Annotated in this window: 12 protein-coding genes; all 12 read left to right on the top strand. The window is 54.2% G+C overall.

Translation table 11 applies throughout. The features are described 5' to 3' along the window. Positions 1 to 55: 55 nt before the first annotated feature. The 12 genes from IPM28_07845 to IPM28_07790 all read left to right on the top strand — a co-directional run bounded on the left by IPM28_07845 (position 56) and on the right by IPM28_07790 (position 15,099). Positions 56 to 871 carry a GNAT family N-acetyltransferase gene (locus IPM28_07845; protein ID MBK9172905.1) on the top strand — a complete coding sequence of 272 codons (816 nt, stop codon included), beginning with the start codon at positions 56 to 58 and terminating at the stop codon, positions 869 to 871. 87 nt (positions 872 to 958) lie between these two features. Next, positions 959 to 1,411 carry a DUF1569 domain-containing protein gene (locus IPM28_07840; protein MBK9172904.1) on the top strand — a complete coding sequence of 151 codons (453 nt, stop codon included), beginning with the start codon at positions 959 to 961 and terminating at the stop codon, positions 1,409 to 1,411. A 54-nt stretch (positions 1,412 to 1,465) separates the two neighbouring features. After that, positions 1,466 to 3,208, top strand: a complete 1,743-nt coding sequence (locus IPM28_07835) for a tetratricopeptide repeat protein (GenBank protein MBK9172903.1) — start codon at positions 1,466 to 1,468, stop codon at positions 3,206 to 3,208. Positions 3,209 to 3,214: 6 nt separating this feature from the next. Further along, the gene (locus tag IPM28_07830) at positions 3,215 to 4,915 is read left to right on the top strand and encodes a tetratricopeptide repeat protein (protein MBK9172902.1); all 1,701 of its coding nucleotides are present in this window, start codon (positions 3,215 to 3,217) and stop codon (positions 4,913 to 4,915) included. Between the two features lie 6 nt (positions 4,916 to 4,921). Further along, on the top strand, positions 4,922 to 6,643 hold the full coding sequence (locus IPM28_07825) for a tetratricopeptide repeat protein (protein ID MBK9172901.1): 1,722 nt from the start codon (positions 4,922 to 4,924) through the stop codon (positions 6,641 to 6,643). A 25-nt stretch (positions 6,644 to 6,668) separates the two neighbouring features. After that, a complete protein-coding gene (locus IPM28_07820; protein MBK9172900.1) occupies positions 6,669 to 8,438 on the top strand; it encodes a tetratricopeptide repeat protein in 1,770 nt (589 codons plus the stop codon). 6 nt (positions 8,439 to 8,444) lie between these two features. Continuing rightward, on the top strand, positions 8,445 to 10,463 hold the full coding sequence (locus tag IPM28_07815; GenBank protein ID MBK9172899.1) for a PD40 domain-containing protein: 2,019 nt from the start codon (positions 8,445 to 8,447) through the stop codon (positions 10,461 to 10,463). 22 nt (positions 10,464 to 10,485) lie between these two features. Next, the gene (locus tag IPM28_07810) at positions 10,486 to 10,749 is read left to right on the top strand and encodes a hypothetical protein (protein ID MBK9172898.1); all 264 of its coding nucleotides are present in this window, start codon (positions 10,486 to 10,488) and stop codon (positions 10,747 to 10,749) included. Positions 10,750 to 10,783: 34 nt separating this feature from the next. After that, positions 10,784 to 11,065, top strand: coding sequence for a BrnT family toxin (locus IPM28_07805; protein ID MBK9172897.1), 282 nt, complete (start codon positions 10,784 to 10,786; stop codon positions 11,063 to 11,065). Next, the gene (locus IPM28_07800; GenBank protein MBK9172896.1) at positions 11,058 to 11,324 is read left to right on the top strand and encodes an antitoxin; all 267 of its coding nucleotides are present in this window, start codon (positions 11,058 to 11,060) and stop codon (positions 11,322 to 11,324) included. The genes IPM28_07805 and IPM28_07800 overlap by 8 nt, the downstream gene beginning before the upstream one ends. Before the next feature lie 25 nt (positions 11,325 to 11,349). Then, positions 11,350 to 13,092, top strand: coding sequence for a tetratricopeptide repeat protein (locus IPM28_07795; protein ID MBK9172895.1), 1,743 nt, complete (start codon positions 11,350 to 11,352; stop codon positions 13,090 to 13,092). A gap of 6 nt (positions 13,093 to 13,098) precedes the next feature. After that, positions 13,099 to 15,099, top strand: a complete 2,001-nt coding sequence (locus IPM28_07790) for a PD40 domain-containing protein (GenBank protein ID MBK9172894.1) — start codon at positions 13,099 to 13,101, stop codon at positions 15,097 to 15,099. Positions 15,100 to 15,101: the final 2 nt, after the last annotated feature.

The raw sequence follows: 15,101 nt of genomic DNA, 5'->3' as shown, positions 1-15,101 counted from the left end.
AGTTGGTGTGCGATAGCGCGTCTTCGTGTGAACATTGCTCTTGATCGGTTGAAATATGCTCTATTCAGATAGGTCCCTATCGCAGAAGCTCGAACATACAGAAGGGCGCACGAGCACCGACTTTGCCCAAACCCGAGTTCGTCTGGATCCAACAAGCACATCAGCATGGCGCACGATCGGCGGTGCTCATCTCATCTACGACGGCATTGAGTCGCCGCTCACGCAGACGTTCGGGCTCGGGCTTTTTACACCAACTACCGCTGGCCAGCTAGACGAGATCGAGGAGTTTTTTCAGAGCCGCAACGCACCGGTTTTTCACGAGGTGAGCCCGATGACCGATCCGTCGCTTATGACCCTGCTCGGAGAACGCGGGTATCGCCCGATCGAATTAACGAACGTTCTATTTCGGATGCTTGGAAAGTCCGTCGATCGGACCCCGAATTCGGGCTCCGAGGTGAAGACGCGCGTGATCGAGCCGAGCGAGGCGGAACTTTGGGCGACGACGTCAGCTGATGCATGGACGACCGAGGACGCGGCGTTGGCTGATTTCATGTTGAAGTTTGGCCGTGTAAGCGCGCAGTGTTCGGGTGCCTACCCATTCATTGGTGAGTTGGGAGACCGTCCGATCGCTACCGGAATGCTGTTCGTTTTTGATGAGATCGCTTTTCTTGCCGGAGCGAGTACGATCCCGGAAGGCCGAAATCGAGGTGCGCAGAATGCTCTTTTGAGTGCCCGCCTTACGCTCGCGGCCGAAAAGGGCTGCGAAATGGCGATGATGGGCGCTGCCCCCGGAAGTCAATCGCAAAAGAACGCCCAGCGCAATGGATTTCAGATCGCATATACGCGCACCAAATGGCAGTTAATAAGTTAGAATAAAGCGCTCAAATCCGTCTCTAAAACCTATGACACGATGCCCTGAATGCAGGCGCGATTTTCAAACGGTGACGTGCCTGGGATTATGAAAACAATTAGAAATGAAAATGACCGGGCCGAAATGATCAGGCGTTTGAACGGCCTTGATAGCGGGGCCCAGCCCTTGTGGGGAAAGATGAACGTCGAGCAGATGCTTTCGCATTTGGCTCAAACCTCCGAATGGCCGTTCGTCAGAACGGTGCCTGATCGCAGCAATCTGTTTTCACGAACGATCATAAAGCCATTGGTGATATATCTGCTTCCGATGCCGAAAGATGTCAAAATGCCTCGTGAGGTCGACCAGCTGCAGGACGGGCGTCCGCCGAAAGGTTTTGACGAAGATCGAGCATTGGTGATCGAGGCGATCAAAAGACTTGGAACACTTTCTGAAACGCACGATTGCCGCGAACATCCATTCTTTGGAAGGTTGTCGGCCAAGCAATGGGCATTGATCGCCCATAAGCATATCGACCACCATCTAAGGCAGTTCGGTGCGTGACGTGACGAGGTCAGAGTGGTAACAGGATCATTCTGATCCACCAAGCAGAATTTTATGAAACGATGCCCTGAGTGCGGCCGCGAGTACGACAATACGATGATGTTCTGTCTCGATGACGGAGCCGAACTACTCTACGGTCCGGCAAGGTCAGACCGGTCGGCGTCAGCGGGCGGCCAGTTCGGCGACGACGAACCGGCGACGGCGATATTGCACTCGACCGCCGCTCAGGGCGAAGCTCCAACTCGGGCACAGATAGACACGACCGATCGAACTTCCGTTTCGCACCCGGGGGCCGAGACAACTAAGAAAGCCGGTGGTTTTGATAAGCGGTTGTTGCTTGCTCCGATTGTTTTGGCAGCGATCGTCCTCGGTGGGTTTGGTGCCTATCGCTATCTGGCTCCGTCTAACACTGGCCAGATCGATTCCATCGCGGTACTTCCATTCGAAAACCGCAGCGGCAGTGCTGACACCGATTATCTTTCGGATGGCTTGGCGGATTCGCTTATCTATCGTCTTTCCCAATTGCCAAATCTAAAAGTCAGTCCGACGAGTTCAGTGATGAGATATAAAGGCATGGCGAGCGACGCTGCAAAGGTGGCAAACGAACTCGGCGTCGATGCGGTTATGACCGGAAGGCTGTCTCAGATCGGCGATAATCTTAACATCAGCGTTCAATTGATAGATGTCAAAGCAGGGAAGGTTCTATGGGCCGAGCAATATGACCGCAAGATGGCCGATCTGCTTGCAACTCAGCGCGAGATCGCGACTACGATAACACAAAAGCTGCAACTGAAGCTGACAGGCGACGAAAGAGGGATCGCAAAAAAATACACCGAAAGCAGCGAGGCATACCAGCTGTATCTAAAAGGGCGATACCATTTTGCCCGGCGAAACAGGGATGACTTTAACAAGGCTATCGAAAGCTTTGAGCAGGCAATAAAGCTTGACCCAAATTTTGCCCTTGCCTACGCGCGGATCGCCGAGGCATACAACCAGATGCCGAACTATCCGTATGCTTCGCCAATGGAGGCCTTTCCAAAAGCGAAAGCGGCTGCGGAGCGTGCGATCGCGCTCGATCCAACATTGTCGGAAGCTCACACGGCAATGGGTAACACGCTCACCTCGCTCGACCGGAACTGGCCGGAAGCTGAACGCGAATTCAAACGCGCGCTCGAACTCGATCCAAATAGCGCTACAGCTCACTATAGGTATGCGTCCGAGTATCTTATTTCCGTCGGTCGGACAAAAGAGGCTCTCGCCGAAGTCGAGCGGGCGTTGGAGCTTGAGCCACTCGATCCGAACATGGTCGCGAATCTCGGACGGCATTATTTGTATGACGGACAACGCGACCGTGCGCTCACTCAGGCAAGGCGAGCGTACGAAGCCGATCCGACCTTCGTTATCGCGCGGCTATTGTATGGAATGACGCTTAATGCAGTCTCACAATACGCTGAAGCGATCGCTCTTAGCGAAAACGCACTCAAGGACGATCCGAATAATCAGCAAATGCTTATGGTGGCCGGTTATGCATACGGGCGGTCCGGACGACGAGCGGATGCCGAGAGCGTCATCGAAAAATTTCGCGAAATATCAAAAACTCAGTATGTCATTCCAAGCTTTGTTGCGGTGGTCTTCGGTGCGATGGGAGAAAAAGACAGAGCTTTTGCCGAGTTGGATAAATCGATCGAACAGCGTGATTCATGGTTTAGATGGGCCAAGGTCGAACCGCTGTTCGACCCGCTCCGCGATGACCCGCGATACAAGGATCTGCTGAAACGGATGGGTCTGCCGGAATAGGGACTTATGAAACGATGCCCTGAATGCGGTCGTGAATACGACAATACGATGATGTTCTGTCTCGATGACGGAGCTGAATTGCTTTACGGCCCGGCATCGATGGACGAACCGACGACGGCGATCCTGCATTCGACAGCGGCTCAGGGCGAAGCTCCGACCCGCGCGCAGATACAGATGACAGACCAGACGGCGATCTTGCCTGCGAACACGGGCGATATTGTCCCTCAGCCTCGCGGTTTCGATAAACGTTTGTTGTTTGCTCCGCTGGCACTTGCAGTCATCGTCCTCGGCGGATTTTTCGGATATCGATACTTCACTCCAGCCAATCAGATCAATTCCATCGCCGTGATGCCGTTTGTCAACGAAAGCGGTAATCCGGACACGGAGTTTCTTTCTGACGGCATGACCGAGACGCTGATCAACAGCCTGTCGCAGATTGCGAACCTCAGCGTGAAGGCCCGTTCGTCCGTCTTCCGGTATAAGGGTAAAGAGATCGATCCGAAGAAGGTGGCGTCGGAGTTAGGTGTTCAGGCGATCCTGACCGGCCGAGTTGTCCAACGGGGCGATCAGTTGACGCTGAGCGTGGAGCTTATCGACGGGCTGACCGAGAACACAATTTGGGGCAATAAATATGAGCGAAAGGGCTCGGATCTCGTGGCATTGCAGAGCGAGGTCGCCCGTGACGTTTCGGCGAAGCTTAAATCGAAACTAACGGGCGCCGATTCAGCCAAAGTTGAAAAGACCTACACGGCAAATCCAGAAGCCTACCAGCTTTATTTGAAAGGCCGATTTGCCTGGAACAAACGAACCGGCCCGGCGATCAAGCAGGCGGCCGATTTCTTCAGGCAGGCGATCGAAAAAGATCCGAACTACGCGCTAGCCTATTCGGGATTGGCTGAGACCTATGTCATTTTTTCGAGCTACACCGTTGCCACGGCGAAGGACAGTATGCCGAAGGCAAAGGCGGCAGCCCTACGGGCACTTGAACTGGACGATTCCCTTGCCGCGGCACACACCGCCCTCGCGGAATATCTTGTCCACTATGAATTTGACCGTGTCGGTGCGGAAAAGGAGTTTCGCCGTGCGATCGAGCTAAATCCAAACTATCCGACCGCTCATCAGTGGCTTGGTAACTTGCTTGCTTCTGTCAAGAGGTTTGATGAGGCCTTGGTTGAGTTGAAACGGGCAGAAGAACTTGATCCGCTTTCGTCGATCATTGCGCTAAATGTTGGGGATACGCTGGTTGCCGACCGGCGTTATGACGAAGGGATCGCCGTTTATAAACGTTTACTTTCCGCCGATCCTGATTTTGCATTGGCACACTTTGCGCTGGGCGAGGTCTACGGCCTGAAAGGTATGTATCCCGAGGCATTAAACGAAACGCGAAGAGCTTTCGACTTGGACCCTGATCCGTCGACAAAAGGTTATATAGGACTATGGCTGGCACTATCCGGCGACCGTGACGGAGCGAAAAAAATGCTCGAAGAGATGAAGCAGGATTCAACTGGTCGTTATGTTCAAAGTTTTTCGTTTGGAATGATCCACATCGGGCTTGGGGAAAAAGAGAAGGCTCTCGACTGGATTGAAAAGGAAGTCGAGGAACGCGGATCAGCCACCCGTTACTTCGCCACTGCGGGCGAGCTTGATGATCTGCGCACGGAACCTCGATTCAGGGCCATGCTGAAACAGCTAAATCTGCCGGAATAGAATTTTATGAAACGATGCCCTGAATGCAGACGGGATTATTACGACGATACGCTAGCGTTTTGTCTGGAAGATGGAACTGCGCTGCTTCAGGGCTCGGTGCCTTCGCCCGACGAGCCACAGACGGCGATACTGCACGAGACCACGCCACCGGCCGAAGCGGCCACCCGAGCGCAGATCCACATGACCGATCAGACGGCGGTATTGCCGGCAGGCACAGCCGATGTTGCCGCGAAGCCTCGCGGATTTGATAAGCGGTTGATCGCGGCACCATTGTTGGCGATACTGATCGCAGTTGGCGGTTATTTCGGTTATCGATATCTGGGGCCATTTGGTTCGACACAGATCAATTCCATCGCCGTGATGCCGTTTACTAATGAGAGCGGCAATCCGGATGTCGAGTATTTAAGCGACGGAATGACAGAGACGTTGATCGGGAGCCTGACCAAGGTGCCTGATCTGAACGTTAAGGCACGTTCTTCCGTTTTCCGTTACAAGGGGAAAGAGACGGACGCGAAAACTCTAGGCAGCGAATTGAACGTTCAGGCGATCTTGAACGGCCGGGTTGCTCAACGCGGCGACCAGTTGACCGTGAGTCTGGAATTGGTAGATGTCGCCACCGAAAACGCCATCTGGAGCCAGCAATACACCCGAAAGCAAACCGACCTCGTGTCACTGCAAAGCGAGATCGCCCGTGATGTCTCGAACAACCTGAAATCAAGACTGTCAGGAGCCGATGTTGCGAAGGTTCAAAGGACCTACACGGTAGATCCCGAGGCATACCAGCTCTATCTCAAAGGGCGGTTCCAATGGAATAGGCGGACCGGAGAATCACTCAAACAAGCGGCCGCGTTTTTCGAACAGGCGATCGCAAAGGACCCGAATTACGCGCTTGCCTACTCAGCGTTGGCCGAAACTTACGTGCTCTTCCCCAACTACAGCGTTGCGCAGCCGATGGACTGCATGCCGAAGGCGAAAGCGGCTGCTCTCAGAGCCATCGAATTGGACGATTCACTAGCTGAAGCTCATGTCGCCCTCGGGATCTATTATTCCAATTTCGCGTGGAATCTTCCGGCGTCGGAAAAAGAGTTTCGCCGCGCGATCGAGCTTAATCCGAACTACGCTTATGCTCACCATCAGTTCGGCATTGAATGCCTGTCGGCAGCGGGACGATTTGATGAGGCAATTGCTGCAGGAAAGCGGGCGGAGGAACTTGACCCCGTATCACCGATCATCGGCGCGGATCTGGGCCTTATTTTTATTCGAGCACGTCGTTTTGATGAGGCGATCGCGCAGCTAAACCAGGTTGCGGCTCTCGATCCGGATTTCTGGGTCACCAGTTGGTATTTAGGTTTCGCTTATTACGGTAAGAAGCAGTACGCGGAAGCCGTCGCCGCGCATCGGAGAGCCCTGGCGGGCAGTGATCATCCATTTGCGAAGGCACTTCTGATCCAATCGCTCGTAAAGGCCGGTGAGCGAGGCGAGGCCGCCGAATTGCTTGCTGCGTTACAGTCAGAATCTGAGCGCCGTTATGTTTCCAGCTCTGGCCTAGCCATAGCTTATGGTGCCCTCGGTGAAAAGGACAAAGCCTTTTTGATCCTGGAGAAGGAAGTAGCCGAACGGGCGTCACGCCCGATAGTATTTTCCTTATTCGTTATTTGGGACGACCTTCGCGATGATCCGCGTTTCGCAGCCCTGATCCGAAAAGTAGAGCAATCAAGGTTAGACTGATCGCCGAGATCGAAAATTGTAGGTTATGAAGAAATGCCCCGAATGCGGTAGAGATTACAACGATGATTCGATGAGCTTCTGTCTCGATGACGGCTCCGAACTGCTCTTCGGCCCGGCAAAGTCAGAACCGGGAACGATAGCGAATGGGTTCCCGACGGACGAACCACAAACCGCGATCTTGCACTCAACCGCCGCTCCGGGCGAAGCTCCGACTCGTGCGCAGATTCATACAACGGAGCAGACCGCCATTCTAAGCACAGGAGCGGAGGCGGAGCCTCCAGAATCTTTGGGAGGCCTGCCGGAAGAGCATAGCGTTTCCGCTCGGCGAGCCAAGTCGCTGGCAGCTTTGGCCGTGGCTGTTCTAGTTCTCGTTGGCGGGTTCTTCGGCTATCGATACATTAACTCCTCAAATTCCGGTTCTATCAACTCGATCGCGGTTTTGCCGTTTCAGAACAGGAGCGGTGACCCGAATTCAGAGTATCTTTCCGATGGTTTGGCCGAATCGCTGATCTATCGGCTTTCGCAGCTGCCGGATCTGAAGGTCAGCCCGACGAGTTCGGTCATTCAATACAAGGGAAAAGACACCAAGGTTGCGACCATTGCGAGCGAGCTTGGCGTCGATGCGGTGATGACGGGACGGCTGGCGCAGATCGGCGACAATCTGACGATCAGCGTCGAGCTTGTTGATGTGCGAAACAACAAACTGCTGTGGGGTGAGCAGTACGAACGCAAAATGTCGGAACTGCTCTCAACCCAGCGTGAGATCGCGGCGACGATAACGCAAAAGCTGCAATTGAAGCTATCCGGCGAAGAGACGGGCCTCACAAAGAAATACACAAACAATAACGAAGCGTACCAGTTGTATCTGAAAGGCCGCTTTGCGTGGAATAAGCGAAACGCCGAGTCGCTCAAACAGGCGGTCGAGTTTTACAAGCAAGCGATCGAAAAAGACCCCGCATTTGCTCTTGCCTATGCAGGCCTCGCTGAAACGTATGTGTTGTTTCCGAGTTATCTGGCGGGCGCGCCAAAGGAGAGTATGCCGCAGGCAAAAGCAGCGGCCCTTCGGGCTCTGGAATTGGACGATACGCTGGCGGAGGCCCACGCTGCACTTGGCCGCTATTTGAATGACTATGAGTTTGATCCTGCCGGTGGTGAGAAGGAACTTCGCCGGGCCATCGAACTAAATCCCAAATACGTGACCGCCCACTCATGGCTCGCAGTTGTTCTTTCGTGGCAAAAGCGTTTTGATGAGGCAATTACTGAAGCAAAGATCGCGAGAGACCTCGACCCGTTGTCGCTGATCTCAAGCGCCGAGGTCGGAAACACGTTTGTTTCTGCTGGGCGATATGATGAGGCGGTCGTCCAATTGAACGAAACTCTAAGACTCGACCCGAATTTCTCCGCCGCTCATTTTTATTTGGGCAAGGCGTATTTGTACAAGGGCATGGAACAGGAAGCCATAGCCGAATTTCAGAAAGCGACAACCCCGGCCGCACGTCGGCGGGTAATCGGCGCCCTGGCTGTTGCCATGATCAGATCGGGTCAGAGGGCTAAGGCACTGGAGATCCTCAACGAGCTTAAAGCTGAGGCGGCAAACGGGAATGTTTCGGCCTTTTCGGCAGCTCAGGCTTCTGCTGCACTCGGCGACAAGGAAGAGGCTTTGACCTGGATGGAAAGAACCATTGCCGACCGTTGGCATCATTCCTACCACTTTGCGATCAACCCCGAGTTTGACGAACTCCGCGACGACCCGCGATTCAAGGCGATCCTGAAACGAGCGAATCTGCCGGAATAGAATCTTATGAAACGATGCCCTGAATGCGGTAGAGACTATAACGATGATTCGATGAGCTTCTGTCTCGACGACGGAGCTGAGCTTCTTTTCGGACCGAAGTCGTTCGACGAGCCGCAGACCGCGATCTTGCACTCGACCGCTGCACCGGGCGAGGCTCCGACTCGGGCGCAGATTCACACTACGGAGCAGACCGCGGTGTTTCCGAGTGGGGCGGAGGCGGAGCCTCGGGAATCTTTGGGTGGGATGCCGGAGAAGCAGGGCTTCTCCGCAAATAGGGCGGCGAAGCCGCTGTTTGCAGTGCTTGCGGTTCTCATCGTCGCCGGGATCGGTTTTGCTATTTACAAATTCGCGAGTGGAAAGCAATCCGGCCCGGAGTTGTCGTTCGACTCGATGAAGATCACAAAGCTCACCGACAACGGCAAGGCGGGAAGTGCGGCGATCTCGCCGGACGGCAAGTACGTCGTACATGTAAAGGAAGACGGCCAGCAGAGCCTCTGGGTTAGGCACATCGCCACCGGCAGCAATGTACAGATCATCCCGCCCGCCGAGCTGGTTTATGGACGGATGACCTTCTCGCCTGACGGCAGCTACATCTATTTCATCAGAAGAGGGATCGGCGAACCGAACTACGTTCTTTATCAGGTGCCCGTTTTAGGCGGTGATCCAAAAAAGCTGAACTCGCATGTCAACAGTCCCGTCACATTCTCGCCTGACGGCCAGCGGATCGCGTTTGTCCGCACTCAGGTAGGCGAACGCACAATGATCATCGCCAACGCTGATGGTACAGGAGAGCAACCGCTTGCGACCACTAACGGTCCTAACGGCTTTAGGGAAACCGGGCCGGCATGGTCGCCGGACGGAAAGGTCATTGCTACTGGACTTGCGAATAATGACGGGAGCGGGAGCTACCAAAATATAGTTGCGATAAACGTCGAAGATGGCTCGATCACGCCAATTGGTCCCCAGAAGTGGTCAAATGTAAGCCGGGTTGCGTGGCTTGCGGATGGCCGCGGACTAATCACCGCCTGCTCCGAGCTTGGCACACTCACGAATCAGGTTTATCAATTCTCCTACCCGGACGGCGAAGGGCGAAAGATCACTAACGACTTTAATGTCTATTACGACCTGAGCCTTACGGCCGACTCTGCTTCAATGGTGACAGTGCAGGAGGAGCGGGTCGTAAACATTTGGATCGCACCGGACGGTACAGCAGGAAGCCTAAAGCATGTGACGAGGGGCCCGAATAAATATGAAGGCCAATTCGGGCTTCGTTGGACGCCGGACGGGAAGATCGTATACAACCTTTTGAGCGGTATTTCTCCAAGCGTTTGGATCATGGACGGAGACGGCAGCAATCCACGGCAATTGACGCAAACCCGTGGTGCGAATCTGGTGGTCTCGCCCGATGGCCGCTACATCGTTTTTGTTGAGAACCAGAGCATTTGGCGTATGGATATCGATGGCGGCAACCCAAAACAGCTGACAGAAAAAGGAAGCTTTCCCGATATCTCACCTGATGGGCGTTGGGTTGTCTATGAGATCTCGAATCCGGGAGAAAATGGGTTGTGGAAGGTCTCGATCGACGGTGGTGAACCGGTGCGGCTCACTGACTACAGTTCAGGAAGAGCGGCCGTCTCGCCCGACGGAAAGTCGATTGCCTTCTCCTACCGTGAGCAGCAGAACTCGCCGCTTAAGATAGCCATCATTCCGTTTGAAGGCGGACAACCGACCAAGTCCCTTGAGGCTCCCGCCGGTTACAACGCTGTCCGACTAATAACAAGTACGGCAGAAGGTAGGGTTCTCCGTTGGCTGCCCGATGGCCGCTCGCTCGCGTACATCGTCACCCGCGACGGCGTCTCGAATATCTGGAGTATGCCGATCGACGGCGGAGCACCAAAACAATTGACCAATTTCACGACCGATCAGATCGCGTCGTTCGACCTCTCCCGCGACGGCAAGCCAACCCTCTTCTCACGCGGCTCCACGTCCAAAGACGTCGTCTTGATCAGCGGGTTTGGAAAATGAAGTAGGCAGCGGAATAGGTAATATGAAACGATGCCCACGATGCGGACGAGAATACGACAACACGATGATGTTCTGTCTCGATGACGGAGCAGAGTTGCTCTACGGCCCGGCAAGGTCAGAACCGGGAGCGATAGCGACTGGGTTCCCGTCGGACGAACCGCAAACCGCGTTTCAAGAACGCGATTGGCGAATGTCGGTCCTAATGAAGACGGAACCAATGCTCAAACCACTCCGCGACGACCCACGATATAAGGATCTTCTGAAACGGATGAATCTGCCGGATTGATGACATTCGGCACACATTGTGATACATTGAGAATGTGAAAACTTACGCCTGGAATCCGGAAAAGAATGAGCTGCTCAGGAAAGAGCGTGGCATCTGTTTTGAGGACGTCGTTTTTCACATAGAGGCGGGCGACGCGGTCGAGATATTCGAACATCCGAAACAGGAAAAGTATCCGGGACAGCAGGTTATCGTGGTTCGTGTCGAGGAATATGTATATCTCGTTCCCTTCGTCGAGAACGACGATGAGATCTTTCTTAAGACCATAATCCCGAGCCGGAAAGCGACAAAAAAGTATCTTGGAGATGACAATGAGTAAATTGAACCCCGAAGAGAAAGAAATACTAGCCGCTTACGAAAGCGGACGAACGAAAGCAGTGCCGTCCGAGAAAAAGGAGCTGGCGCGGCATCGCAAAGTAGCCGAAAGCACGTTCAAAAAGGATGCTCGGATAAACATCCGCATCGCTTCGCGTGATCTCCGTGCCTTGCAAAAGCGAGCACTCGCCGAAGGAATACCGTACCAAACGCTCATATCAAGCGTTTTGCACAAATATGCCGAGGGGCGTATTTCGGATTGAAGCCGCATTGCTCCACTAAACATCTATGAAACGTTGCCCTGAGTGCGGCCGCGAGTACGACAATACGATGATGTTCTGTCTCGATGACGGAGCAGAGTTGCTCTACGGCCCGGCAAGGTCAGAACCGGGAGCGGTAGCGACCGGGTTCCCGTCCAACGAACCTCAGACCGCGATCTTGCACTCGACGGCATCTCCGGGCGAAGCTCCGACCCGCGCGCAGATACAAATGACAGACCAGACCGCGGTCTTGCCGACCGGCACGGGTGATATCGTCTCTAAGCCTCGCGGTTTAGATAAACGGTTGTTGTTTGCCCCGCTCGCTCTGGCGGTTATCATCCTCGGTGGATTCTTTGGATATCGATATTTTACCGCTTCGGACAGCGGTCAAATAAATTCGATAGCTGTTCTTCCGTTCGAAAACCGCAGCGGAAATGCCGACACGGATTATCTTTCTGACGGTCTTGCGGAATCGCTCATCTATCGTCTTTCTCAGCTTCCCGGTCTGAAGGTAAGTCCTACGAGCACCGTTCTTAGATATAAAGGTTCTCAATCGGACGTGGCGACGATCGCGAGGGAACTTGAGGTCGATGCGATAATGTCCGGCCGCGTCGCTCAGCGCGGTGACGATCTGACGATCAGCGTCGAGCTGATCGACGCACGCACAAAAAAACTGATCTGGGCCGAGCAGTATGACCGTAAAATGGCCGATCTGCTGGCCACGCAGCGTGAGATCGCTACGACCATCACGCAAAAGCTCGAGCTGAAGTTGTCGGGCAACGAAACGGGCATAACCAAAAAATATACAGACAGTAATGAGGCCTACCAGCTTTACATGCGCGGACGCCACAGCTTTGCCAAGCGGACAAAGGAAGACATGCTCCGCGCCATCGAATACTTCAAACAGGCTGTCAAGCTCGATCCAAAATTCGCATTGGCATATGCGAGGCTCTCCGAAGTCTATGGCACTATGCCGGCCTATCCTTACCTTTCTCCAAGGGAGGCCTTTCCTGAAGCAAAAGCCGCAGCCGAAAAAGCATTGGAAATTGATCCGACGCTATCCGAGGCCCACACTTTTCTCGCTTATGTACAGGTGATCTATGACTGGAACTGGGCTGAGGGCGAACGCTCGTTCAAACGGGCACTCGAACTAGATCCGAATAATTTCTCCGCCCATTTTCGCTACGGTCAAATATATCTGCTCCCCACCGGCAGAACTGACGAAGCCATCAGCGAGATCAAACAAGGACTCAAAGCAGAACCCCTGGATGTGAATATGGGGGTTACTGTCGCCTGGGCGTACCTTATACGAGGACAAAATGAGGAAGCGCTTGAGGTGGCGCGAAAGATTCACGACCTTGAACCGAACCACCAGCTTTCGCGATGGATACTTGCAACGGTCCTCACCGAAATGCGTAGGTACGATGAGGCGATTGCTATATGTGAGAAATGGCTCCAAGATGAGCCAAATAGCCAAATGGCCATTCGTGATGCGGGATTTGCCTATGCCAAAGCCGGACGCCGCGACAAGGCGGAGGAAATGATCGCCCGGTATCGGGATTTTGCAAAAACGGAGTGGGTGCCGACGGCCCGGATCGCTGCGATCTATGGTGCTTTGGGTGAGAAGGACAAAGCGTTCGCTGAGTTGGAAAAGGCATTAGAGGCACGTGATTGGGAAATGCATCGCATCAGCGTCGATATATATATGCGGCCCCTGCGTGATGATCCGCGATTTAAGGCAATACTCAAACGCGTAAATCTACCGGAGTAGAATCTTATGAAACGATGCCCTGAATGTAGAAAGGATTACCTGGACGAAACTCTGTTGTATTGTCTCGATGACGGTACGCCGCTCGTGCAGGGCAGCGTTTCGGATGAGCCCAAGACGGCGATATTGTCTGCTGACCGTGTCGTGGATGAAGACGTTACTGCCCTGCTTAAGGGCGACCGGACGGTGGCTCATAGCGGTCCGGTCACGATACAGCTACCAGGGTTCTTGTCGTGGGAGCGGCTGCCGTGGCTGTTGGCGGGGCTGTTACTGCTGGCTGTCGTCGTGCTGGCCGTAGGTTCTTTTCGATCAGATCGGCCTTCTGGCTCCGCAGAATCCATGAGGGCCGCGTTCACGATACAGCCCCCCGGACGATTTTCCGGGAACGGCCAGATCTCCATCTCTCCTGATGGGCGACAAATTGCGATGCTGGTTACGGTAGATGCAGCGAATATCATTTGGCTGCGTCCGACCGATTCTATAGAGGGGCGTCTTGTGCCCGGGACCGAGGGGGCTCAAGGTTTTGCGTTCTGGTCACCTGACAGCCGGTCGCTTGGATTTCAGGCTTCGGGCAAGCTAAAGCGTATCGACCTTGTGGACGGGACGGTTCGGGAACTTGCCGATCTGCCATCGGACGTTCGCGGATTTGACGGCACTTGGAATCGCGATGGGACGATAGTTTATTTTCAAGGCGGTAGCGGTCTCTACCAGATCGCGTCGTCCGGCGGCAAACCGAAACCTGTCCCGGGTTACGAACAGCGAAACGATGGCGTGGACAGGTGGCCGCGTTTCCTGCCCGACGGGAGGAGCTTTATATTCCTTAACACGAGCGCTGATCAGGCAAGATCCGAAGTATACGTAGGCTCGATTGACAAACCGGAGCGGAAATTTTTATTCGAGGCTGACTCAAACGCGATCTATTCGCCGTCGCCGGACGGAAATTCGGGCTACATCCTTTTTGCCCGTGGCGGTTCACTGCTGGCTCAGGGGTTCGATCCTACTTCTCAGCAGCTTATCGGCGAACCATTCCGCGTAGCCGATCGGATTCGGATAAATTTCAACAATCGGGCATTTTTTTCGGTCTCTGGGAATGGAAATCTAGTTTTCGACCCCAGCACCGAAAACGAGGATGCTCGACAGGTGATTTGGTATGACAGAGCAGGCAAAGCCTTAGAACCGATCGGACAGCCGGGGCCGATAATCAACATTGAGCTCTCGCCTGACGAGAGGTTCATTGCTATCGCTCGTCGGCCAATCGGGTCAACATTGAACGAACTCGTTATATTTGACACGCTTCGTGGTACCACCTCGCGGCTCGGGACGTCGCCGGGCGAGACTCCGCAGGCTATCTGGTCGCCGGACAGCAAGTTTGTTGTTTGGAATGATTTTAGCGATGGTAAATTCCGCCTGGTCAAGAAGCTTGCAAGCGGTGTGGGTGAGCTCGAGGTGCTGCTCGAGTCGCCCGTCCGCGTATTTCCATCGAGCTGGTCGCCCGACGGTCGCGCTGTTCTTTACAATTTGCTGGATAACGTGGATAAGCGGGATATCTGCGTTTTGCCGCTCGATGGCGAGCGAAAGCCGTACGTTTTCTTTAAGTCTCCAATGGAGGACCGCGATCCTTTCTTTTCGCCAGACGGCAAGTACATCGTTTATACATCCGGAGAATCCGGTAAGGACGAGATCTATGTCCAACCATTCCCGGCGTCGGCGGACAAATGGTTGGTTTCAACTAATGGCGGCTTTAGCCCGCGTTGGAGTCAAAAGGGCAACGAGCTGGTCTATGTACAGCCAGACGGCAAGGTGATGTCAGTGTCAGTAAAGGCCGGAGGTACATTCGAGGCGGGTGTGCCGCAGGTCTTGTTCGACGTCATTCTCGCGAGGGCTCCACGCGGCGACGATTACATAGTCTCGAAAGACGGTCAACGCCTGATGTTCATCAGCCGCGGCACCGACGGCTCGCTGCCGCCCATCCATGTCATCCTAAACTGGTCCGTCGGCCTAGGTAAATGAAC

It is taken from the genome of Chloracidobacterium sp. (assembly GCA_016716305.1).
In the GTDB taxonomy this organism is placed as follows: Bacteria; Acidobacteriota; Blastocatellia; order Pyrinomonadales; family Pyrinomonadaceae; genus OLB17.
This window is presented reverse-complemented; position numbering and strand designations above follow the sequence as displayed.

What these genes read in the sequence shown, in the direction of transcription:
- IPM28_07845 (MBK9172905.1), top strand. Translation starts at nt 56, where the DNA reads ATGCTCTATTCAGATAGGTCCCTATCGCAGAAGCTCGAACATACAGAA.
- IPM28_07840 (MBK9172904.1), top strand. Translation starts at nt 959, where the DNA reads ATGAAAACAATTAGAAATGAAAATGACCGGGCCGAAATGATCAGGCGT.
- IPM28_07835 (MBK9172903.1), top strand. Translation starts at nt 1,466, where the DNA reads ATGAAACGATGCCCTGAGTGCGGCCGCGAGTACGACAATACGATGATG.
- IPM28_07830 (MBK9172902.1), top strand. Translation starts at nt 3,215, where the DNA reads ATGAAACGATGCCCTGAATGCGGTCGTGAATACGACAATACGATGATG.
- IPM28_07825 (MBK9172901.1), top strand. Translation starts at nt 4,922, where the DNA reads ATGAAACGATGCCCTGAATGCAGACGGGATTATTACGACGATACGCTA.
- IPM28_07820 (MBK9172900.1), top strand. Translation starts at nt 6,669, where the DNA reads ATGAAGAAATGCCCCGAATGCGGTAGAGATTACAACGATGATTCGATG.
- IPM28_07815 (MBK9172899.1), top strand. Translation starts at nt 8,445, where the DNA reads ATGAAACGATGCCCTGAATGCGGTAGAGACTATAACGATGATTCGATG.
- IPM28_07810 (MBK9172898.1), top strand. Translation starts at nt 10,486, where the DNA reads ATGAAACGATGCCCACGATGCGGACGAGAATACGACAACACGATGATG.
- IPM28_07800 (MBK9172896.1), top strand. Translation starts at nt 11,058, where the DNA reads ATGAGTAAATTGAACCCCGAAGAGAAAGAAATACTAGCCGCTTACGAA.
- IPM28_07795 (MBK9172895.1), top strand. Translation starts at nt 11,350, where the DNA reads ATGAAACGTTGCCCTGAGTGCGGCCGCGAGTACGACAATACGATGATG.
- IPM28_07790 (MBK9172894.1), top strand. Translation starts at nt 13,099, where the DNA reads ATGAAACGATGCCCTGAATGTAGAAAGGATTACCTGGACGAAACTCTG.